We start from the raw sequence: 20,570 nt of genomic DNA on the forward strand, positions 1-20,570 counted from the left end.
ATCCAGTATTGCGCAAAAGAAGGAGAAGGGACGCCCCCGGTCAGGCGACGTCCCTGCAATCACTTCAGAAACTGCCTTTTCCGGGGTACCATTCCGTACCGGCCAACGGAATTCGGGTCATTGCCGCCGCTTCCATGGTGAGGGCGACCATGTCTTCGGGTTCGAGGTTATGCAGGTGGCTCTTGCCGCAGGCACGCGCGATCGCCTGCGCTTCCATCGTCATGACGGACAGGTAATTGGCGATACGCCGCCCACCCAGAACCGGGTCCAGCCGCGCGGCCAGTTCGGGGTCCTGCGTGGTGATGCCTGCGGGGTCGCGTCCGTCCTGCCAGTCGTCATAGGCACCGGGAACCGTGCCAAGGCGGGCATATTCCTCGGCCAGATCGGGGCTCTGGTCCCCCAGCGCGACAAGGGCCGCCGTGCCGATGGCGACCGCATCCGCACCCAGCGCCAGCGCCTTGGCCATGTCAGCACCGCTGCGGATACCGCCGGACACGATCAACTGCACCTTGCGGTGCATGCCCAGATCCTGCAGCGCCTGCACGGCGGAACGGATGGCCGAAAGGATGGGCAGGCCCACATGTTCGATGAACACTTCCTGCGTCGCCGCCGTGCCACCCTGCATGCCGTCCAGCACGACCACGTCCGCCCCGGCCTTCACGGCCAGCGAAACATCGTAATACGGGCGGCTGGCGCCGATCTTGAGATAGATCGGCTTTTCCCAGTTGGTGATTTCACGCAGTTCCTCGATCTTGATTTCAAGATCATCGGGACCGGTCCAGTCGGGATGGCGACAGGCGGAACGCTGGTCGATCCCTTCGGGCAGGTCGCGCATCTTCGCAACACGGCTGGAAATCTTCTGTCCCAGCAGCATGCCGCCGCCGCCGGGCTTCGCACCCTGCCCAACCACGACCTCGATTGCATCGGCGCGGCGCAGGTCATCGGGGTTCATGCCGTAGCGCGACGGCAGGTACTGATAGACCAGAATGGAGGAATGTCCGCGCTCCTCGGGCGTCATGCCACCGTCACCCGTGGTGGTGGACGTTCCGACGGCGCTCGCGCCACGCCCCAGCGCTTCCTTCGCCTGTGCCGACAGCGCGCCGAAAGACATGCCCGCGATCGTTACCGGCGTCTTGAGGCGAATGGGCTTCCTGGCGAAACGCGTACCCAGCACGACATCGGTATCGCAGCGTTCCCGGTAGCCTTCCAGCGGATAACGCGAAATGGATGCGCCAAGGAACAGCAGGTCATCGAAATGCGGCAGCTTGCGCTTCGTGCCCGCGCCACGGATGTCATAGATGCCCGTTGCGGCGGCACGCTGGATTTCGGAAATGGTGAACGGGTCGAACGTTGCTGAAAAACGCGGCTTTGTCCGGGGGATTTTCTTGCTGTTGTCTGTCATGATGGCCTCAGTAAGCAGCGGCGTTATCAACGTGGAAGTGATACAGGCGGCGGGCGGACCCGTAGAGACGGAAGCTGTCGGCCGGATATTCCGTAATCCCGGCGCGATCGAGCAGGGATTGCAGATGGGCCAGATCCTGTGGCGTCATCTCCTTTTCCTCGCAGTCCGCGCCAAGGCTTTTCACGTCACCGCGCACGAACAGCTTCGCTTCGTACAGGCTGTCCCCCAGCGCCTCGCCCGCTTCGCCGCATACGACCAGCGTGCCGGACTGCGCCATGAACGCGCTCATATGCCCGACCGAGCCACGCACGACGATGTCGATCCCCTTCATGGAGATACCGCAGCGCGCACCAGCGTCGCCATCGATGACCAGCAGTCCGCCATGACCGGTCGCACCGGCGGCCATGCTGGCGTTGCCCGATACATGCACGCGACCGCTCATCATGTTCTCGGCCACGCCGGGACCGGCATTGCCGTTGATGGTGACATTGGCGCGCTGGTTCATCCCGGCGGCGTAATAACCCGCCTGCCCGTCCACCAGCACATCCACCGGCGCGGTCAGCCCGACAGCCAGGGCATGACGGCCGCGCGGGTTACGGATAACCCATGCGCCGGTTACGTCCTCACCCTGCAACTGGCTGTTTGCATCCCGCAGCGTGCATTCCGCCAGATCGATTTCCTGCATGTTGCTCATTATGCGTGTTCCCAATGATAGACGCGCTGGGGCTCGGGTTCGAAAACGGTTGCATTCCCGATGCCGGGAAGCTGGGCGAAGGCACGGTATTCGGAAGCGAACGCCACGTAATCATCCGTTTCGGCCATGACGGCGGGCTTGCAGGCCACGGGGTCACGCAGCACGGCAAAACCGTCGCGCGTGCCGACAACGAAGGTATAGAACCCGTCCAGATCAGCCAGCGAAGCGGTCAGTGCTTCATCAAGCCGCTCACCGCGCGACAGCCGCCATGACAGGTATCCTGCCGCCACTTCCGAGTCATTTTCGGTCTCGAATGTCAGCCCTTCGCGCACGAGCTGGCGGCGCAGGGTGTTATGGTTCGACAGCGAACCGTTATGCACCAGACACTGGTCCGGCCCGGTGGAAAACGGATGCGCGCCTGCGGTCGTGACCGCGGATTCCGTCGCCATGCGGGTATGGCCGATGGCATGGGTACCGCTCATGCCCGCAAGGTTGAAGCGCGTCGCCACATCTTCGGGCAGGCCGACACCCTTGTAGAGTTCGATGCTGTCGCCGCTGGCGACAAAGGATACGCCGTGGCCGAATGCCGCAATGAACTGGCGCACGGCCTTTTCATGTTCGGTGGGCACTGTGATGACCGTATGATCGTCACGCGACAGGAACGTAACCCCCGTACCGGCGCAGGCCAGCAGGCCCTTTTCAAACGCCGCCATATCGGACGGGACAAGGCCGCGGACCGTGATCTTGGTCTGTCCATGCCGCGCGCCGCCGTAAACCGCGAAACCCGCGCTATCGGGACCACGCTCCGTCATGACCCGGAGCATCTGCGCGGTCAGCAGGCCCAGTTCAGGTTGAAGCGCGGGATTTTTCAGAAATAACCCAACGATGCCACACATCGTCATTCTCCGCCGAGAGAGGAAAAGATGCAGTCATCAAGCCCGCATCCCCTGCCCCTGTCAACTGGAAAGAATAAAACTTTCCTTTCTGGAAAAGTCTGGTGTCATTCCGACTGGCGGGAATAGATGATGATCGAAAGATATTTCATTGGTTTTTCAAGCAGAACCTCAGGACCATGCGGTGCCTGGCAATCGAACAGCAGGGTATCGCCCGGTCCCATGTCATAGGATTCGTCGCCATGGCGGTACAGCACGCGCCCGCTGAGCATGTAGATCAGTTCCACCCCCTGATGGCGGAAACTGGTATAGGGATTGGCGTCCTCATGCAGGGTGATGAGATAGGGTTCAACCACCGTGCCCCCACCCAGCAGATGGCCAAGCAACTGGTATTCATGGCCCGCTTTCGTGCCCCGGCGTTCGATCACCACGCCATGCCCCGCCTTGACGAATGAACAGTCACGCTGTTCCTCAAACGTGGCGAATAGCTGGCTCAGGGGGACATTCAGCGCGCGGCAGACCGATTGCAGCGTGGCCAGCGATGGGGAAATCTGCCCGTTTTCGATCTTTGACAGCATGCCCAGCGAAATTCCCGCCGCGCTGGCCAGATCGGCGCCAGTCAGTTCCGCGCGGCGGCGCAGCAGGCGGATCTGCGCGCCCAGCGATTCCTCCAGTGTCAGTTCCCGTACGGGACCGGCGGAAGACCCGGTGGTCAGTTCTGCTGCGGTTTTCTTGGATCGTGCTTTACGGGCCGTGGCCATACGTGGTCTCCAGAAAAATATCCATCAGGACAGGACGTCCATCTGGGCGGCAAAGGCCGGGAAATCCTCCGCCAGTTCGCCAAGTGTGCGCTCCATAAGAACAGCCCGGAGCGTTTTAGCAAAATCCAGTGGCAGGCGGCCGAATTCACGCCGTCGCGCCACCAGCGTCAACCGCCGCCGCAGCCCGCCCACGGGCAGCCTGTGACAGACCAGCCCGCATGACGGATCATACCCCGCTTCATACAGGCACAGCGGCGTGGTGATCGCCACGCCCCCCAGCCGACACGCCGCCAGCACGCCATCGGGGCGGTCAAATTCCTGCCCGAAGGGGATTTCCAGCTTCAGCCTGCGCAGGTAGCGTTCCACCTCTCCCCCCGTGCGGGATCGTAGCGAAAACCGCACGAATGGCCGCGTGGTCAGCAGATCGGCCAGTTCCGCGACTGTCGTGGGGGCTGCGACCTGTGCGGGGCACAACAGCAGGTATGGTTCCTCGAACAGTGGCCAGCGTTCGAGATCGGGGATGTCCTCCAGATTATCCACGCTCAGGATAAAATCGATCTGCCGGGTCAGCAGTGCGGCGGCATGGGATTCCGTAAGCCCCGCATAGACGATCAGCCGGTCCACACGCGCGCGCATGAAAGCCGAGACATCGCCCATCACCGCACGCGACAGGGAATCCACCACGCCGATCCGCAGTTGCCGCACCCGGCCCGAACGCATTTCCTGCAGCCGCACCGCAATCTGGCGCATTTCCACCATAAGGCCCGTGGCATACTGGCGCAGCACGGTACCAGCGGCGGTCAGCGCCATGGGCCGCACGCCCCGGTCGAACAGCTGTGTGCCGATCCGTTTTTCCAGATCGGCGACCACCTGCGACACGGCGGGCTGGGTAACGCCCAGCATCCGTGCTGCGGCCGCCATGCTGCCGTTATCGCACACCGCCAGAAAGACATTGAGGGCGGACAGGTCAAAAGGGGGATCGGGAAGCGCCATGGGATCATACCATAAGCAAAATTTATACTTTCTCCAGCACGAAACGCGTTACCGTCCCTTTCGATAACGGATTGAAGATGTCGTAATGCCAAGCAATCGCTACTCCCTCTTTTCCCTTCTGCGGGAAACGCTGCGTGGCCATACCGGCTGGCAGCCCGCATGGCGCGATGCCACGCCACAGGCGGCGTATGATGTCGTCATCGTAGGCGGCGGGGGCCATGGCCTGGCCACCGCGTACTATCTGGCGCGACGATACGGCATAAAGCGCGTGGCCGTGGTGGAAAAAGGCTGGATCGGCAACGGCAATATTGGCCGCAATACGACAATCATCCGTTCCAATTACCTGCTGCCAGGCAATGTCCCCTTCTATGAATGCGCCATGAAGCTGTGGGAAGGGCTGGAGCAGGACATCAATTACAATGCGATGGTCAGCCAGCGCGGCGTGCTCAACCTTTTCCATAACGACGCACAGCGCAATGCGTATATCCGCCGTGGCAACGCCATGCGGCTGAACGGCGTGGATGCCGAACTGCTGGATGCGCAGGCCGTGCGGCGCAAGCTGCCCTTCCTCAATTTCGACAATGCCCGCTTTCCCATACAGGGTGGCCTGCTGCAACGGCGCGGTGGCACCGTCCGCCACGATGCCGTGGCATGGGGTTATGCCCGCGCGGCCGACCGGCTGGGCGTGGACATCATCCAGAACTGCGAAGTCACCGGTATCCGTACCCAGAACGGGCGCGCGGTGGGCGTGGAGACAACGCGCGGCTATATCGGCGCGGGGCGCGTGGCGCTGGCCTGCGCGGGCAATTCATCGCGCGTGGCCGCCATGGCCGGGCTGCGCCTGCCGATCGAAAGCCATGTATTGCAAGCATTCGTAAGCGAAGGACTCAAGCCCTTCATCGACTGCGTGGCCACCTTTGGCGCGGGCCATTTCTACATCAGCCAGTCCGACAAGGGGGGGCTGGTGTTTGGCGGCGATATCGACGGCTACAATTCCTATGCCCAGCGCGGGAACATGCCGGTGATCGAGGATGTGTGCGAAGGTGGCATGGCGCTGATGCCCCGGATCGGGCGCGTGCGGCTGCTGCGCCACTGGGGCGGACTTATGGACATGACCATGGATGGCAGCCCGATCATTGACCGCACACCGGTTGACAGCCTGTACCTCAATGCAGGGTGGTGCTACGGCGGCTTCAAGGCCACGCCGGCTTCGGGCCTGTGTTTCGCGCATCTTATCGCCCGTGACGAACCCCACCCGACGGCAACCGCCTACCGGCTGGACCGCTTCGTCAGGGGCGCGGTGATTGATGAAAAAGGCATGGGCGCACAGCCCAATCTGCACTGAGGTTCCGATGCGTTTGAACTGCCCCTGCTGCGGACCGCGCGGCCTGGAAGAATTCACCTATCGCGGCGACGCCACCGTCCGCCGCCCCGAAAGCCCAACGGCGCCCGCGCAGGACTGGGTCGATTACGTCTACCTGCGCGACAACCCCGCCGGGCCGCACCGCGAACTGTGGTACCACGGCGCGGGGTGCCGTTCGTGGCTGGTTGTCACGCGCGATACGCGCACGCATGCCATTTCGGACGTGGTCCGCGCGGTGGATGTCGCGCGCGCAGACAAGGAAGGCGCTGGATCATGAAACTGCTCCGTCAGGGGAAATCATCCGCAGCGGGTAATCCGTCGCAATCCATGCGGACCACCACGGGCAATGGTATCGACACCAGCCGGACCATACATTTCACGTTCGATGGCAGACGTTACGCGGCCCATCCGGGCGATACGCTGGCTTCCGCCCTGCTGGCCAATGGCGTGCGCCTTGCGGGACGGTCTTTCAAATATCACCGTCCGCGCGGCATCCTGTCCGCCGGGGCGGAAGAGCCAAATGCCCTTGTGGAACTGCGCACCGGCGCGCGCCGCGAGCCGAACAGCCGCGCCACCGTGACCGAACTGTTCGACGGGCTTGAGGCCGCCAGCCAGAACCGCTGGCCATCGCTGGCCATGGACGTGCTGGGAATCAACGGCGTGTTTTCACCCGTATTCACCGCCGGGTTCTACTACAAGACCTTCATGTGGCCCGCCGCCTTCTGGGAAAAGGTTTACGAACCCATGATCCGCCGTGCCGCCGGTCTGGGCCGCGCGGCGGATGAAGCCGATCCCGATATTTACGAAAAGGCCACCACTTTCTGCGATGTGCTGGTCGTGGGCACCGGCCCCGCCGGGCTTGCGGCGGCACTGACCGCGGGGCGCACGGGCGCACGCGTTCTGGTGTGCGAGCAGGACAGCCTGCCGGGCGGCCGCCTGCGCGCCGAACATGGTGAAATCGGCGGCATGCCCGGATGGCAGTGGGCCGAACAGGCAATGGACGAACTGCGCCAGATGCCCGAAGTGCGGATCATGACCCGCACCTGCGTTTTCGGCACCTATGACGGCGGTACCTATGGTGCGCTGGAACGTGTGGCCGACCATGTGCCCACACCCGCACCGGACCAGCCGCGCCAGCGCCTGTGGCGCATCGTGGCCCGGCACGCCATTGTAGCGACCGGCGGGATTGAACGGCCCATCGTATTCCCCAACAACGACCGCCCGGGCATCATGCTGGCGGGGGCTGTGCGGACCTACATCAACCGTTTTGGCGTCACACCCGGCCAGCGCGCCATTGTCTACACCAATAATGACGACGGCCTGCGCACCGCACGCGACCTGCACCGCGCGGGCGCCACGGTCGCCGCCATTGTCGATGCCCGCACGACCGAAACGCCACTGGCGCGCGACATGGCGCAGCTTACGGGTGCGAAACTGTTCATGGGGGGCGCGATTGCCGATACCTATGGCCGCCTGGGCATCCATGCCGCCGTCATTCGGGAACATTCGGGCCTGACGCAGCGCGTGCCGTGCGATCTTATCGCCATGTCCGGCGGATGGAACCCCGAACTCAGCCTGACGACACATCAGCGCACGAAACCGGTTTATGACGAGACCCTGTGCGCCTTCATCCCCGGCACGATGCCTGCTGGCATGCGAACCGCGGGCGTGGCGAACGGCACGTTCGCCACGCCCGACTGCCTGCGCGAAGGGGCGACCTGCGGACAGGACGCGGCACTGGCCTGCGGGTTCAGCGCCACCGTGGCCGACCTGCCTGCAGCCGGGACAGAAAGCTACGCCATCGTCCCGCTATGGCACGCCCTGCCGCTGGACCGGCCAGCCAAGACAGGCAAGGCGTTCATCGATTTCCAGAATGACGTGACGGCAAAGGATGTGCGGCTGGCGGCGATCGAAGGGTTCCGTTCGGTCGAACATCTCAAGCGCTACACCACGCTGGGCATGGCCACGGATCAGGGCAAGACGGCCAATGTCAACGCGCTGGCCCAGATGGCCGAACAGACGGGCAGCAGCATCGCCCGGACCGGCACCACGATGTTCCGCCCCCCCGTGCAGCCCGTCGCCATCGGGGCGCTGGCCGGCGCGGCGCGGGGCAGGCATTTCAAACCCGATCGCCTGACACCGACCCATGACTGGGCCACGGAACAGGGCGCGATCTTTACGGCCAACGGCTTGTGGCATCGCGCCCAGTGGTTCCCCCGACCGGGCGAGACGCACTGGCGCGACACCGTCAACCGGGAAGTCCGCACCGTCCGCACGGCGGTTGGCTTCTGCGATGTCACGACACTGGGCAAGATTGATATTCAGGGCCCGGATGCCGCGACTTTTCTGGAACGGGTTTACGTCAACGCATGGCGCAGGCTGCCCATCGGGCGGGCGCGCTACGGCCTGATGCTGCGCGAGGACGGATTTGCCTATGATGACGGCACGACCGCCCGACTGGATGAAAACCACTATGTCATGACCACGACCACCGCCCATGCGGGTCCGGTCATGCAGCATCTGGAACTGTGCCATCAGTGGCTGTGGCCCGAACTGGATGTGCGCTTCATCTCGGTTACGGATGAATGGGCGCAGCTTGCCATTGCCGGGCCGAAGTCACGCGATGTGCTGCGCCATATCGTCGATCCGGCATTCGACATTTCCAACGAAGCCTTCGGTTATATGGCCGCTGCCACCGTCACCATCTGCGGCGGGCAGGAAGCGCGTCTGTTCCGTCTGTCCTTCTCGGGGGAACTGGCATACGAACTTGCGGTGCCCGCACGCTTTGGCGATGCGCTGGCGCGGCTTCTGATGAAAGTGGGCGCGCCTTACGGGATCGCGCCCTACGGCACGGAAGCGCTTGGTGTCATGCGTATCGAAAAGGGGCATCCCGCCGGGCCGGAACTCAATGGCCAGACCACGGCGCACGATCTGGGCATGGGCCGGATGCTTTCGACCCGCAAGGACTTTATCGGACGCGCCATGGCCGCACGCCCTGCCCTGACCGACCCGGCGCGTCCGACCCTGATCGGGCTTGTGCCGGTCAATACGGGCGATGAACTGGTCGCGGGCGGCCACCTGCTGCCCGCAGGCGCGCAAGCGACCGCCGCGCATGATCAGGGCTGGGTTTCCTCCGCCGCGTGGTCGCCCACGCTGAACGGCTGGATTGCGCTCGGCTTCCTGTCCAACGGCCCGGCGCGTCTGGGCGAGACGGTCATGGTCCATAACCCGCTGGGCAATAGCGTGACCGCCGCGCGGGTTGTCTCACCCGTATTTGTCGATCCCAACGGAGAACGGCTGCATGCCTGAAGTCCTCCACCCCCGCGATGCCGTATCGCCTGTTCCCCTGACCGCCCACGGCGTGACGCTGCGGGCCGGGGCCATGCGTGAAAGCGTAAGCCTTGCCGCCTTCCGTGGTCAGGCCGACACCCTGCGCGCCTTTGTCGACAAAGAATTTGGCGTCGATCTGCCCGATACGCCGCGCAGCGTCGAAAATGCCGATGGCATCACCTTCATCTGGGCAGGCCCGGACCAGTGGCTCCTGCGCGCCACGCCAGGCACGGACCTGCTCACGCGACTGTCGCCATGCGCCGCATTCGCGGCCCTGACCGCGCAGGGTGACAGCCGCACCGCCCTTGAACTGCGCGGACCGGGCGCACGCGCGATCGCAGCCAAACTGGTTCCGGTCGACCTGCATCCGCGCGCTTTCGCCGCCGGTGACGTGGCCCTGACCCTTGCGGGGCATATTGCTGTCATCCTCCGTCAGGTGGACGACACGCCGTGCTACGAATTCCTTGTTTTCCGCAGTGTGGCCCAGAGCCTGCACCATGAACTCCACACCGCCATGCTTGGCGGCATTCCACAAGCGGACCGTATTTCATGACTCGCAATGCGACTTCCCCGGCCATTTTCATCCTGACACTGAGTTGCCCCAACCGCCCCGGCATCGTGGCCGCGATCAGCCAGCAGCTTTACGAACTGGGCGCCAACATAACCGAAGCCCAGCAGTTCGATGACACGGACAGCAACCGCTTCTTCATGCGGATTGTCTTTGAAGTCACCGCCACGGACAATATCGGGCAGGGCCTGCGTACCCAGATCACCCGGATAGCCGACACCTTTTCCATGGAATGGTCGCTGACCGATACGCAGCACCGCCAGAAGGTCCTGCTGCTGGTCTCCCGCTTCGACCACTGCCTTGTGGACCTGCTGTACCGCTGGCGCATCGGCGAACTGCCGATTGACCCCGTGGGCATCATTTCCAACCATCCGCGTGAGACGTTCGCGGATCTGGATTTCTACGGCATCCCGTTCCACTACCTGCCGGTCACGAAAGAAACGAAAGCCGCGCAGGAAGAACAGATCTGGACGATCTTTAACGAAACCGGGGCCGAACTGGCCGTTCTGGCCCGTTACATGCAGGTACTGTCCAATGCGATGGCATCCCGGCTCAGCGGGCGGTGCATCAACATCCACCACTCCTTCCTGCCCGGTTTCAAGGGCGCGCGTCCGTATCATCAGGCGTTCAGCCGGGGCGTCAAGCTGATCGGGGCCACCGCGCATTATGTCACGAGTGACCTGGATGAAGGCCCGATCATCGAACAGGATGTGGAACGCATCTCGCACGCCGATTCACCCGATGACCTGATCCGCAAGGGCCGCGACATCGAACGGCGCGTGCTGGCCCGTGGCGTGCGTTTCCATATCGAACGCCGCGCGCTGATGAACGGCAGCAAGACCATCGTGTTCACGCCCTGATGTCCGCGCAACCATCCATACACCCGGCACAGGTGATCGCGGGCAAGGTCCATGCCGCCCACCTGACGGACACGACCCGCGCGGGTGTTGCCCGGTTTGTGGAAACGCATGGCTTTCCACCCGGTCTGGCCGTGATACAGGTGGGGGAAAACCCCGCCAGCACGATCTATGTGCGCAACAAGGTCCGCAAGACCGAGGCCGTGGGCATGCGTTCGGTTGCCCATCATCTGCCCGCCAGCATATCGCAGGCCGCCCTGCTGGACATTATCGCGCGCCTCAATGCCGATCCGTCCGTGCACGGGATTCTGGTGCAGTTGCCGCTGCCCGCCCATATCAGCCGCGATGCGGTGCTGGACGCCATCGCGCCGGAAAAGGACGTGGACGGGTTTCACGTCGCCAATGCGGGCAAACTGGCGGTGGGGCGGCGTGATGGCCTGATCCCCTGCACGCCCATGGGCTGCCTGATCCTGCTCAAATCCGTACGGAAAAACCTTGCAGGGCTGCATGCGGTGGTCATCGGCGCATCGAATATCGTGGGCCGCCCGATGGCAAGCCTACTGCTGGCGGAAGGCTGCACGGTTGTCGTCACCCATCTCAAGACCCGTAATGTCGCCGAGGAGACACGCCGGGCCGACATCGTCGTCGTGGCGGCGGGCCATGCCGGACTGGTGCGCGGCGACTGGATACGGCCCGGCGCGCTGGTGATCGATGTCGGTATCAGCCGCATCGAAACACCGCAGGGCACGCGCATCGCGGGCGATGTCGCATTTGATGAAGTCGCCCCGCATGCGGGCGCCATAACCCCCGTGCCGGGCGGCGTAGGCCCCATGACCATTGCCTGCCTGCTGCACAACACGCTGCGCGCGGCGCAATCGGCACAGGCCGGAAAGCAGAAAGGTTCACCCCCATGATCGATCAGTCCCTGTTCCGTGAGGCCATGTCCCATCTTGGCGCGGCGGTCAGCATCATCACCACCGATGGCGATGCCGGGCGGGCGGGCATGACGGTTTCTGCCGTATGCTCGGTCACGGATACGCCGCCCACGCTGCTGGTCTGCATCAACACACGCAGCCGGTCGCATGATGCGTTTGTGAAAAACGGCGTCATCTGCGTCAACGTCCTCAGTTCCGGCCATCAGGAACTGTCCGGCCTGTTCGCCAGCAAGGCGGATAACGAGACACGCTTCGGGCAGGCGCGCTGGCATGAACGCACGGGCGGCGCGCCGGTGCTGGAAGATGCCATCGTCTCCTTCGACTGCACGATTGAAAATGTTTCCACCGTGGGAACGCACAGTGTCCTGTTCTGCGTGGTGCGCAATATCGAAATCGGGACGGATGGCGCGGGGCTGATCTATTTCCGCCGTGGCTACCACCCGATCGGCATGGTCGGGGCGGAACAGACCGGCGCGGCCTGAACGGCCGGAAAATGTTTCGGTGACAAAAAAATAATTTCCTATTCCCGCCTTCATTATATTAATCTCAGGAAATAAACTTTCCCTTAAGACAACTATCGGGAGGAACGCTCAGGTGCTATCACTCAGAAAAATCGTGTCTTACAAAGAAGAAACCCTGATCGAAGGGGGGCGTGAGGCACCTGTTCCGCTACAGCTTTTCGCCGTGGCGGCAGTCCTGAAAAACCCGTGGGCGGGACGTGGCTTCGTCGAAGACCTGAAACCGGAAATCCATGCCATCGCCCCAGCACTGGGTGAACTCATGACCGCGCGCATGCTGGAAATGACCGGTGGCGGCGACCGGATCGAAGCCTACGGCAAGGCTGCCGTGGTCGGCACGGACGGGGAAGTCGAACACGCTTCCGCGCTGATCCACACCCTGCGCTTTGGCAACCATTACCGGCGTGCGGTGAACGCGCAGTCCTATCTTGCCTTCACCAATACGCGTGGCGGCCCCGATGCCCCGATTGCCGTGCCGCTCATGGACAAGAATGACGCGGGCCGACGCTCGCATTACCTGACCATCCAGTTCTCCATCAACGATGCCCCGGCGCATGACGAAATCGTGGTGGTTCTGGGTGCCTCCATCGGCGGTCGCCCCCATCACCGCATCGGTGACCGGTATCAGGATCTGGCCGAGCTTGGCAGCACGCATGGCTGACGAAATCCGCCACCACGAGGGCACACGCTACCGCATTGCCGGACCCGCCACGGGTCAGGCCACGCAGGGCACGATCGTATTCGTGCATGGCGTGGGCATGAGTCTGGACTTCTGGGCGCCGCAGATTGATTTTTTCGCGCCCCGATACCGCTGCATCGCCTACGACATGCTGGGGCACGGTCTCAGCGCCCTGCCGCCGGAACAGCCCACGCTGGCGGATTACAGCAACCAGTTCACGCGCCTCATGGATCATCTGGACGTGCCATCCGTCTGTCTTGTCGGGCATTCCATGGGCGCGCTGATCACGATCGAGGCGGGCCTGCGCGCACCGGAGCGGGTAAAGCGGCTCATCGCCATGAATGGCGTATATGACCGCACGGTCGAACAGAAAGCCGCCATCGCCGCGCGGGCCGCAGCCCTGAAGCCACAGACGGGCGAACAGGACTGGGGACCGACGCTGGACCGCTGGTTCGGCCCCGAACCCGCACCGAACGCAGCCCCGAAACGGGCAGCCCTCGATCACGCCCTGCGGGCCATCCAGCCCGAAGGATATGCCCGCACTTACCGCCTGTTCGCCCGGTCCGATAGCGCCCATGTGGGCCGCCTTGGGCAACTGGCGCAGCCAGCCCTGTTCCTGACGGGGGAACTGGACCCCAATTCCACGCCCGCCATGTCGCAGGCCATGGCGCAGGCCGCCCCACACGGGAAGGCCGTGATCCTGCCGGGCGAGCGCCACATGATGAGCTACGTCCACCCGGACACGAGCAACCGGGCCATTGCCGATTTTTTCCAGCCTGGCTGAACCAGCACTGCCTGATTGCAGCCGTCGGGAGTATGTATCAATGAAGTTTTCGCTGTTCGTTCATATGGAACGCTATCGCGCCGACCAGACCCATGCCGAGCTTTTCGATGAACTGGAGCAGCTCGTCCGGATCGCTGAAGAAGGCGGCATGGAAACCGCCTGGATTGGTGAACATCACGGCATGGAATTCACCATCGCCCCCAATCCGCTGATCAATATCGCCTACCTTGCCAGCAAGACATCGCGCATCCGGCTGGGAACGGGCACGGTGATCGCGCCCTTCTGGCACCCGATCCGTCTGGCGGGGGAAGCGGCGCTGACCGATATCGCAACCGGTGGGCGGCTGGATCTGGGCGTGGCACGTGGTGCCTACGCCTTTGAATACGAACGCATGATGCCGGGGCTGGATGCCTGGACGGCAGGCCAGCGCATGCGTGAGATGGTGCCCGTGCTGAAAAAGCTGTGGGCGGGCGATTACGCGCATGAAGGCACGTTCTGGCAGTTTCCCAAGACCACATCCGTACCAAAGCCGATGGGCAGTGAAATCCCGCTGTGGCTTGCCGCGCGCGACCCGAACTCCCACGCCTTTGCGGTGGAACACGGCTGCAACGTGCAGGTCACGCCGCTTGCATCGGGCGATGAGGAAGTGGAGAGCCTGATGGACCGCTTCAACGCAGGCTGCGCGCAGCATCCCGATGTGCCGCGCCCGCAGGTGATGCTGCTCATGCACACCTACGTCGCCGCCGATGAGGCAGATACCACGCAGGCAGACCATGAACTGAGCCGCTTCTACTGTTACTTCGGCGCATGGTTCAAGAACCAGCGCCCGATTGAAAATGGCCTGATACAGGAACTCAGCGACGCCGAAATGGCGGAAATGACGATGTATGCGCCCGAAACCGTTCACCGCAACCTTGTCATCGGGCAGCCCGATGAAGTGATTGCACGGCTGAAAAATTACGAAGCCATGGGCTACGACCAGTACAGTTTCTGGATCGACAGCCTGATGCCCTTTGAACGCAAGAAGGCATCGCTCGAGCGGTTCATCAGGGATGTGATGCCCGCTTTTTCGTAACGCATCGATGACAGGATCGCAGGCGTGCAGACTTTCCAGCATTATATCGACGGCCGTTTTGAAGATGCGTCAGCCACGTTCGACAGCATCAACCCCGCGACCCGCCAGCCATGGGCGCGCATGCCGCGCGCGCGTGAAGCGGATGTAGACCGTGCGGTCCGCGCGGCCGACCGGGCCTTTCGCGCGCCGCAGTGGTCTGGCCTGACCGCCAGCCAGCGTGGCAGGCTGCTGTTCCGCCTTGCGGACCTGATCGAAGCCGAAGCACCACATCTGGCGGAACTGGAAACGCGCGACACCGGCAAGATCATCCGCGAAACGCGCGCGCAGATTGCCTATGTGGCGGAGTATTACCGCTATTACGGCGGTCTGGCCGACAAGGTCGAAGGGCGTTACATCGATATCGACAAGGCGGATACGGAAGCCTATCTGCGCCGCGAGCCCATCGGGGTCGTCGCCGCCGTCGTGCCATGGAATTCGCAGCTTTTCCTTTCGGCGGTAAAAATCGCCCCGGCGCTGGCGGCGGGCTGCACGGTCGTGCTCAAGGCATCGGAAGATGGTCCGGCCCCGCTTCTGGCCTTTGCCCGGCTGGTGGACAAAGCGGGCTTTCCCCCCGGCGTGATTTCGATCCTGACCGGCTTTGGCGATGATTGCGGGCGCGTGCTGACCAGCCACCCGCTGGTATCACGCATCGCCTTTACCGGTGGCCCGGAAACGGCGCGCCATGTGGTGCGCAACAGTGCCGAAAACCTTGCTTACCTGACGCTTGAACTGGGTGGGAAGTCCCCTGTGGTGGTCTTTCCCGATGCGGATCTGGACAGCACGGTCAATGCCATCATATCGGGTATTTTTGCCGCCAGTGGCCAGAGCTGCGTTGCCGGTTCGCGCCTGATCGCGCACCGCGCCATCCTGCCTGCCCTCCTGGCACGGCTGAAGGAGCGCGCCGAACGCATCCATATCGGCACGCCCGATGACATGGCGACCGAAATGGGTCCCCTCGCCACCGAACGTCAGGTCACCCATATCCAGGACCTGATCGCGCGCAGCGTTGCCGCAGGCGCCCGGCTTGTAACCGGTGGCGCACCACCCGGGCACCATGGGGAAGGCTATTATTTCCGCCCCACGATCCTGTTGTGCGAAAACGGCGATACGCCGTGCCTGCGGGAAGAATTCTTTGGCCCCGTACTCAGCGTCATCGCCTTCGATGATGAAGCGGATGCGGTGGCACAGGCCAATGATACGCCCTACGGACTGGCCTGCGGTGTTTTCACCCGCGATCTTGCCCGCGCCAAGCGCATGACGGCGGCGCTGCGCGCGGGGATCGTATGGGTCAACACCTATCGCATGGTTTCGCCCATGATGCCCTTTGGCGGCTACGGCCTGAGCGGGCTGGGGCGTGAAGGCGGGATGGAAGCCATGCTGGACTATACCCGCACCAAATCGGTGTGGATACGCACCAGCGATACCCCCATCTCCGACCCGTTTGTAATGAGGTGACCGCCATGATTTACGAAATCAGAACCTACACCCTGCGGGCGGGTGGTGTTGCCCCCTATCTCAAGGCCGTGGCCGAGGAAGGTATCGCCATACAGCAGCCGCATCTTGGCACCCTGATCGGCTATTTCTTTTCCGATATCGGGCCGCTGAACCAGATCGTGCATATCTGGGCCTATCAGGACCTCAACGACCGTACGGCGCGGCGCGCCCGACTGTTGCAGGACCCGGCATGGCTGGCCTTCATGCCCCGTATCCAGCAGCATATCGACACGATGGAGAGCAAGATCGTCCTTCCGGCATCCTTCTCGCCCCTGCAATAACGTACGTGGCCTGACGCATGCGACGGATCGTAATGACACTGGCCATGATGATGGCGCTGCCTGCCGTGCTTCCTGCGGCGGCCTATGCGGTCGATGCCCCCGTTTTTACCAGTTGGGGGGGATCGACCGAAGCCATGCAGGCACGGAACTGGCTGGAACCGTTTACAAAAAAAACGGGTATTCCCGTTCTCAAGGACGGTCCGACCAATTACGGCAAGTTTCAGGCCATGGTCGAAAGCGGCAATGTGGCGTGGGATGTCGTGGATGTGGAAGCCGATTTCGCCGCCAAGGCCGCGCGCGACGGGCTGCTTGAACCACTGGGCCTGCCCGCATCCGACCTGACGCAGATCGATCCGCGTTTTGTCAGTCCCTACAGTGTGGGCAGTTTCTATTTCTCGTTCGTGCTGGGGTATGCGAACCCGCAAGGACCGCATCCGGCCAACTGGCGTGAGTTCTTCGATATCGCGCATTTTCCGGGCAAGCGGGCGTTGTACAAATTCCCCTCCCCCGGCGTGCTTGAAATCGCATTGCTGGCCGATGGCGTGCCGCCGGATCAGCTTTATCCGCTGGATCTGGACCGCGCCTTCCGCAAGCTGGACACCATCAAGTCCGCCATCCGGTGGTGGAGTTCGGGTGCCCAGTCCCAGCAGATGATGGCGGCGGGTTCTGTCACCGCAGGCATGTTCTGGAATGGCCGCCTGCGCGCCCTGCAGGAAGGGGGCGTGGATGTCGGCATTTCATGGGAGCAGAATATTACCGTGGCCGACATGCTGGTCATCCCCCGTGGCGCGCGCCATGCCGATGTGGCGCGGCAACTGATCGGCTATGCCACCTCGGCCGCGCCACAGGCTGCCTTTGCCCATATGACGGGCTATGCACCGATCAATCTGGCCAGTCTGGCACTGATGACGCCGGAAGACCGGGTGGCCGCCCCGCAGGCCCATGCGGACAGTCACATAGACCCCGATATCGCGTACTGGGCTGCCCATCATGATGAAATTGCCCGCCGCTGGTACGCATGGCAGGCGGAATAGGCAGGGCATGAGCATTTTCCCGACCAGACGCCTGCGTGTGGCCCGTGGGCCATGGCTGGAAAGCTATGGCCTGCTTCTGCCCGGCCTCATCTTTCTGGCCGTGTTCTTTGTCATTCCGCTATGCCTTACGCTGATGCTCAGTTTTACCGTGCCATCGCTGGGGCTGGAGCATTACCGCACGCTGTTTTTCACGTCCGCATACCGACGTATTTTTGCCAATACATTCCTGCTGGCCACGCTTGTCACAGCGGTCTCCCTTGCCCTGGGTCTGCCGGTCGCATGGTTTCTGGCCATAGCCCCCCGGCGGTGGAGCCAGCCGGTGCAGCTAGTGCTGATCCTGTCGATGTGGACGAACCTGCTGGCACGGACCTACGCATGGGTTGTGCTGCTGCAGGATACCGGCCCCATCAACCAGACCCTTCTGGCCCTGCACCTGATTGCCGAACCACTGCCCCTTATGAACAGTCTGTTCGCCGTGACCGTAGGCATGACGTATATCATGCTGCCCTTCGTGGTCTTTCCCCTGCGCAACCGGATCGCCATGCTGGAACCCGCCCTGTTTCAGGCCGCCACATTATGTGGCGCATCGCGGATGACCAGTTTCCGGCGCATCTTCCTGCCCGCAATCGCCACCACACTGGGCAGCGCGGGTGTGTCGGTATTCGTGATGTCGCTTGGGTATTACGTAACCCCTTCCCTGCTGGGCAGTGAATCACGCATGGTTCTGGCCGAACTGATCGCGCAGCTTGTGCAGTCGGTTCTGGACTGGGGGCTTGCGGGGGCGGCGGCCCTTGTCCTGCTGGTCATGACGCTGTTCCTGTACGGCGTGCAGCGGCGGCTTAACCGCCAGCCCCACACGACCCCATAGCCAGAGGCCAAGACAGCCATGCTGCTTTCCTTCGAAAACCTTGGCCCATGGCGGATCGCGCTGGGCATCATTACCACCCTTGTAACCGCTTTTCTTGTCTGTCCGCTGGTGCTGATCGTGATGCTGTCATTCGACTCATCACCATGGCTGGTCTTTCCGCCCCCGCACTGGACGCTACGGTGGTACCGCGAACTGTTTACGGACCCGGACTGGCTGGGTTCCTTTATGGTCAGCCTGGAGGTCGGTCTTACCGTCACCGTGCTGTCCGTCCTTCTGGGCCTGATAACGGCCATTGGCATATCGCGCACCAGAACGGCGTGGCGGCCGGCGTGTGAGACGGCGTTCCTCATGCCCATGATCCTGCCGGTCGTGGTGACGGCAATCGCGCTCTATGCGTTCTTTCTGCGTATCCATCTTAACGGCACATTCTGCGGGTTCGTGATTGCTCACCTGATCCTCGCCCTGCCTTTTTCGGTCGGGGCCATCCTGAACGGGCTTGCACATATCGATCCGGCGATTGAAAACGCCGCCGTGCTGTGTGGTTCGTCCCGTACCTACGCGATCATGCGTATTACGCTGCCCAGCCTGCGTCCGGCGCTGTTTTCGGCTGCGATCTTTTCCTTCCTTGCATCATGGGATGAAGTCGTGGTGGCCATTTTCATGGCCAGCCCGTCACTTCAGACCGTGCCGGTCCGCATATGGGGCAATCTGCAGCAGGATCTCTCGCCCGTCATCGCCGCCGTATCGACCGTGCTGATTGTACTGAGCGGCCTGTTCATATTCGGCGCCAATTTCATGAAAAGTGAGAAAAAATGACGGCCTTTCTCAGCATTCGCAATCTCCATAAATCATATCACGGGAATGTCGCCGTCCAGAATGTCTCGCTTGATATCCGTAAGGGGGAGTTCGTGACATTCCTCGGCCCGTCCGGGTCAGGAAAAAGCACGACCCTGTATGTGATCGCGGGCCTTATGGAGCCGACCGGCGGCGACGTGCTGGTCAATGGACGCACCATTCTGGATGTGCCGTCCAACCACCGCAATATTGGCATGGTGTTCCAGAAATACACGCTCTTTCCCAACATGACCGTGCGCGAGAACATTGCCTTTCCACTGGTCGTGCGCAAACGCCCCCGCGATGAAATTGAAGCCCGCACGAACGAAATGCTGCGGCTGGTCAGGATGGAACAGCTTGCCGGGCGTTACCCCGCGCAGATGTCGGGCGGGCAGCAGCAGCGCGTGGCCATTGCCCGCGCCATGGTCTATGAGCCTGAAATCCTGCTGATGGATGAACCCCTTTCGGCGCTGGACAAGAAACTGCGCGAGGAAATACAGGGCGAGATCAAACGCGTGCATGAACGCACGGGTGTCACGATCCTGTATGTCACCCACGATCAGGAAGAAGCCCTGCGCCTGTCGGACCGCATCATCCTGTTCAATACCGGCAGGGTGGAACAGATCGGCACCTGCACCGATCTGTATACATCCCCGCGTAGCAGGTTTGCGGGGCGGTTCCTTGGCAATTCCAATTTCATACCTGTCGAGATCATGGATGCGGCAGCAGGCACGATCAGGCTGCCCGGTGGGGCATGTGTTGAAAACGTCCGTATCTGCGACAGTGGGGATGTAGACCATCCGCTGCTTATGATGCGGCCGGAGGATCTGACCTTTCGGAAGACCGGAGACTGCGCCTGTTCGTTTGATGGACAGGTCAGGAGTTCGTATTTCCTTGGCAATGTCATGAATTACGAAATAGAAATTCCCGGCGATTACACCCTGACAATGCGTGTTTACATTGATGGCACCGAACACCCACCCCAGACGGGCGACAGGGTATCGGTTGGCTGGCTACCCCATAAGGCCATTGTTTTCCGGTAACCGTTCATGAAACAGGACACCCGCACGATATTGATGCGGGGCTGACATCATCGGGCTGAACAGGAAAAGTTTCTGGACGTCGCCTTTTTCCAATACAGACGACGTCTTCCGACGCTTCTTTAAAA

At 62.4% G+C, this 20,570-nt stretch carries 21 protein-coding genes; 16 read left to right on the forward strand and 5 right to left on the reverse strand.

Features of this window, described 5'->3' with window-relative positions:
- Window positions 1-64: 64 nt before the first annotated feature.
- From ACBR42_RS05930 to ACBR42_RS05950, 5 genes are all read right to left on the reverse strand, one after another.
- Window positions 65-1,402, reverse strand: a complete 1,338-nt coding sequence (locus ACBR42_RS05930; RefSeq protein WP_110547063.1) for an FMN-binding glutamate synthase family protein — start codon at window positions 1,400-1,402, stop codon at window positions 65-67.
- A gap of 7 nt (window positions 1,403-1,409) precedes the next feature.
- On the reverse strand, window positions 1,410-2,087 hold the full coding sequence (locus ACBR42_RS05935; protein ID WP_371207532.1) for a protein glxC: 678 nt from the start codon (window positions 2,085-2,087) through the stop codon (window positions 1,410-1,412).
- Window positions 2,088-2,095: 8 nt separating this feature from the next.
- On the reverse strand, window positions 2,096-2,992 hold the full coding sequence (locus tag ACBR42_RS05940; RefSeq protein ID WP_118962815.1) for a glutamine amidotransferase family protein: 897 nt from the start codon (window positions 2,990-2,992) through the stop codon (window positions 2,096-2,098).
- Window positions 2,993-3,096: 104 nt separating this feature from the next.
- Entirely contained in the window at window positions 3,097-3,750 is a 654-nt protein-coding gene (locus ACBR42_RS05945) for a helix-turn-helix domain-containing protein (protein ID WP_371207479.1), read from the reverse strand.
- A gap of 24 nt (window positions 3,751-3,774) precedes the next feature.
- The gene (locus ACBR42_RS05950) at window positions 3,775-4,743 is read right to left on the reverse strand and encodes a LysR family transcriptional regulator (RefSeq protein WP_110547060.1); all 969 of its coding nucleotides are present in this window, start codon (window positions 4,741-4,743) and stop codon (window positions 3,775-3,777) included.
- A gap of 85 nt (window positions 4,744-4,828) precedes the next feature.
- Between ACBR42_RS05950 and ACBR42_RS05955 the strand changes: the two genes are divergently transcribed.
- The 16 genes from ACBR42_RS05955 (at window position 4,829) to ACBR42_RS06030 (ending at window position 20,445) form a co-directional block, all read left to right on the forward strand.
- A complete protein-coding gene (locus ACBR42_RS05955; protein WP_371207480.1) occupies window positions 4,829-6,088 on the forward strand; it encodes a sarcosine oxidase subunit beta family protein in 1,260 nt (419 codons plus the stop codon).
- A 7-nt stretch (window positions 6,089-6,095) separates the two neighbouring features.
- On the forward strand, window positions 6,096-6,383 hold the full coding sequence (locus ACBR42_RS05960; protein ID WP_102325559.1) for a sarcosine oxidase subunit delta: 288 nt from the start codon (window positions 6,096-6,098) through the stop codon (window positions 6,381-6,383).
- Entirely contained in the window at window positions 6,380-9,415 is a 3,036-nt protein-coding gene (locus tag ACBR42_RS05965) for a sarcosine oxidase subunit alpha family protein (RefSeq protein ID WP_371207481.1), read from the forward strand. Before ACBR42_RS05960 ends, ACBR42_RS05965 begins: the two co-directional genes overlap by 4 nt.
- Window positions 9,408-9,989 carry a sarcosine oxidase subunit gamma gene (locus ACBR42_RS05970; RefSeq protein ID WP_371207482.1) on the forward strand — a complete coding sequence of 194 codons (582 nt, stop codon included), beginning with the start codon at window positions 9,408-9,410 and terminating at the stop codon, window positions 9,987-9,989. Before ACBR42_RS05965 ends, ACBR42_RS05970 begins: the two co-directional genes overlap by 8 nt.
- Entirely contained in the window at window positions 9,986-10,864 is an 879-nt protein-coding gene (gene purU, locus ACBR42_RS05975; protein ID WP_110547057.1) for a formyltetrahydrofolate deformylase, read from the forward strand. Before ACBR42_RS05970 ends, purU begins: the two co-directional genes overlap by 4 nt.
- Window positions 10,864-11,775, forward strand: coding sequence for a bifunctional 5,10-methylenetetrahydrofolate dehydrogenase/5,10-methenyltetrahydrofolate cyclohydrolase (locus tag ACBR42_RS05980; RefSeq protein WP_102325555.1), 912 nt, complete (start codon window positions 10,864-10,866; stop codon window positions 11,773-11,775). The genes purU and ACBR42_RS05980 overlap by 1 nt, the downstream gene beginning before the upstream one ends.
- The gene (locus ACBR42_RS05985; protein ID WP_102325554.1) at window positions 11,772-12,278 is read left to right on the forward strand and encodes a flavin reductase; all 507 of its coding nucleotides are present in this window, start codon (window positions 11,772-11,774) and stop codon (window positions 12,276-12,278) included. Before ACBR42_RS05980 ends, ACBR42_RS05985 begins: the two co-directional genes overlap by 4 nt.
- Before the next feature lie 112 nt (window positions 12,279-12,390).
- Entirely contained in the window at window positions 12,391-12,975 is a 585-nt protein-coding gene (locus ACBR42_RS05990; protein ID WP_102325553.1) for an amino acid synthesis family protein, read from the forward strand.
- The gene (locus ACBR42_RS05995) at window positions 12,968-13,777 is read left to right on the forward strand and encodes an alpha/beta fold hydrolase (RefSeq protein ID WP_371207483.1); all 810 of its coding nucleotides are present in this window, start codon (window positions 12,968-12,970) and stop codon (window positions 13,775-13,777) included. The genes ACBR42_RS05990 and ACBR42_RS05995 overlap by 8 nt, the downstream gene beginning before the upstream one ends.
- Before the next feature lie 40 nt (window positions 13,778-13,817).
- Window positions 13,818-14,852, forward strand: a complete 1,035-nt coding sequence (locus ACBR42_RS06000) for an LLM class flavin-dependent oxidoreductase (protein WP_371207484.1) — start codon at window positions 13,818-13,820, stop codon at window positions 14,850-14,852.
- A gap of 24 nt (window positions 14,853-14,876) precedes the next feature.
- A complete protein-coding gene (locus ACBR42_RS06005; protein WP_132304967.1) occupies window positions 14,877-16,346 on the forward strand; it encodes an aldehyde dehydrogenase in 1,470 nt (489 codons plus the stop codon).
- A 5-nt stretch (window positions 16,347-16,351) separates the two neighbouring features.
- On the forward strand, window positions 16,352-16,666 hold the full coding sequence (locus tag ACBR42_RS06010) for an NIPSNAP family protein (RefSeq protein WP_102325549.1): 315 nt from the start codon (window positions 16,352-16,354) through the stop codon (window positions 16,664-16,666).
- Window positions 16,667-16,683: 17 nt separating this feature from the next.
- Window positions 16,684-17,700 carry an ABC transporter substrate-binding protein gene (locus ACBR42_RS06015; protein ID WP_371207485.1) on the forward strand — a complete coding sequence of 339 codons (1,017 nt, stop codon included), beginning with the start codon at window positions 16,684-16,686 and terminating at the stop codon, window positions 17,698-17,700.
- A gap of 7 nt (window positions 17,701-17,707) precedes the next feature.
- A complete protein-coding gene (locus ACBR42_RS06020) occupies window positions 17,708-18,568 on the forward strand; it encodes an ABC transporter permease (protein ID WP_102325547.1) in 861 nt (286 codons plus the stop codon).
- Between the two features lie 18 nt (window positions 18,569-18,586).
- Window positions 18,587-19,384, forward strand: a complete 798-nt coding sequence (locus ACBR42_RS06025; RefSeq protein WP_371207486.1) for an ABC transporter permease — start codon at window positions 18,587-18,589, stop codon at window positions 19,382-19,384.
- The gene (locus ACBR42_RS06030; protein WP_371207487.1) at window positions 19,381-20,445 is read left to right on the forward strand and encodes an ABC transporter ATP-binding protein; all 1,065 of its coding nucleotides are present in this window, start codon (window positions 19,381-19,383) and stop codon (window positions 20,443-20,445) included. Before ACBR42_RS06025 ends, ACBR42_RS06030 begins: the two co-directional genes overlap by 4 nt.
- Window positions 20,446-20,570: the final 125 nt, after the last annotated feature.

It is taken from the genome of Komagataeibacter sp. SM21 (assembly GCF_041402665.1).
Classification (GTDB): domain Bacteria; phylum Pseudomonadota; class Alphaproteobacteria; order Acetobacterales; family Acetobacteraceae; genus Komagataeibacter; species Komagataeibacter saccharivorans.

What these genes read in the sequence shown, in the direction of transcription:
- ACBR42_RS05970 (WP_371207482.1), top strand. Translation starts at nt 9,408, where the DNA reads ATGCCTGAAGTCCTCCACCCCCGCGATGCCGTATCGCCTGTTCCCCTG.
- ACBR42_RS05950 (WP_110547060.1), bottom strand. Translation starts at nt 4,743, where the DNA reads ATGGCGCTTCCCGATCCCCCTTTTGACCTGTCCGCCCTCAATGTCTTT.
- ACBR42_RS06025 (WP_371207486.1), top strand. Translation starts at nt 18,587, where the DNA reads ATGCTGCTTTCCTTCGAAAACCTTGGCCCATGGCGGATCGCGCTGGGC.
- ACBR42_RS06000 (WP_371207484.1), top strand. Translation starts at nt 13,818, where the DNA reads ATGAAGTTTTCGCTGTTCGTTCATATGGAACGCTATCGCGCCGACCAG.
- ACBR42_RS05935 (WP_371207532.1), bottom strand. Translation starts at nt 2,087, where the DNA reads ATGCAGGAAATCGATCTGGCGGAATGCACGCTGCGGGATGCAAACAGC.
- ACBR42_RS05930 (WP_110547063.1), bottom strand. Translation starts at nt 1,402, where the DNA reads ATGACAGACAACAGCAAGAAAATCCCCCGGACAAAGCCGCGTTTTTCA.
- ACBR42_RS05965 (WP_371207481.1), top strand. Translation starts at nt 6,380, where the DNA reads ATGAAACTGCTCCGTCAGGGGAAATCATCCGCAGCGGGTAATCCGTCG.
- ACBR42_RS06010 (WP_102325549.1), top strand. Translation starts at nt 16,352, where the DNA reads ATGATTTACGAAATCAGAACCTACACCCTGCGGGCGGGTGGTGTTGCC.
- ACBR42_RS05980 (WP_102325555.1), top strand. Translation starts at nt 10,864, where the DNA reads ATGTCCGCGCAACCATCCATACACCCGGCACAGGTGATCGCGGGCAAG.
- ACBR42_RS06015 (WP_371207485.1), top strand. Translation starts at nt 16,684, where the DNA reads ATGCGACGGATCGTAATGACACTGGCCATGATGATGGCGCTGCCTGCC.
- ACBR42_RS06020 (WP_102325547.1), top strand. Translation starts at nt 17,708, where the DNA reads ATGAGCATTTTCCCGACCAGACGCCTGCGTGTGGCCCGTGGGCCATGG.
- purU (WP_110547057.1), top strand. Translation starts at nt 9,986, where the DNA reads ATGACTCGCAATGCGACTTCCCCGGCCATTTTCATCCTGACACTGAGT.
- ACBR42_RS06030 (WP_371207487.1), top strand. Translation starts at nt 19,381, where the DNA reads ATGACGGCCTTTCTCAGCATTCGCAATCTCCATAAATCATATCACGGG.
- ACBR42_RS05995 (WP_371207483.1), top strand. Translation starts at nt 12,968, where the DNA reads ATGGCTGACGAAATCCGCCACCACGAGGGCACACGCTACCGCATTGCC.
- ACBR42_RS05985 (WP_102325554.1), top strand. Translation starts at nt 11,772, where the DNA reads ATGATCGATCAGTCCCTGTTCCGTGAGGCCATGTCCCATCTTGGCGCG.
- ACBR42_RS05945 (WP_371207479.1), bottom strand. Translation starts at nt 3,750, where the DNA reads ATGGCCACGGCCCGTAAAGCACGATCCAAGAAAACCGCAGCAGAACTG.
- ACBR42_RS05940 (WP_118962815.1), bottom strand. Translation starts at nt 2,992, where the DNA reads ATGTGTGGCATCGTTGGGTTATTTCTGAAAAATCCCGCGCTTCAACCT.
- ACBR42_RS05955 (WP_371207480.1), top strand. Translation starts at nt 4,829, where the DNA reads ATGCCAAGCAATCGCTACTCCCTCTTTTCCCTTCTGCGGGAAACGCTG.
- ACBR42_RS05960 (WP_102325559.1), top strand. Translation starts at nt 6,096, where the DNA reads ATGCGTTTGAACTGCCCCTGCTGCGGACCGCGCGGCCTGGAAGAATTC.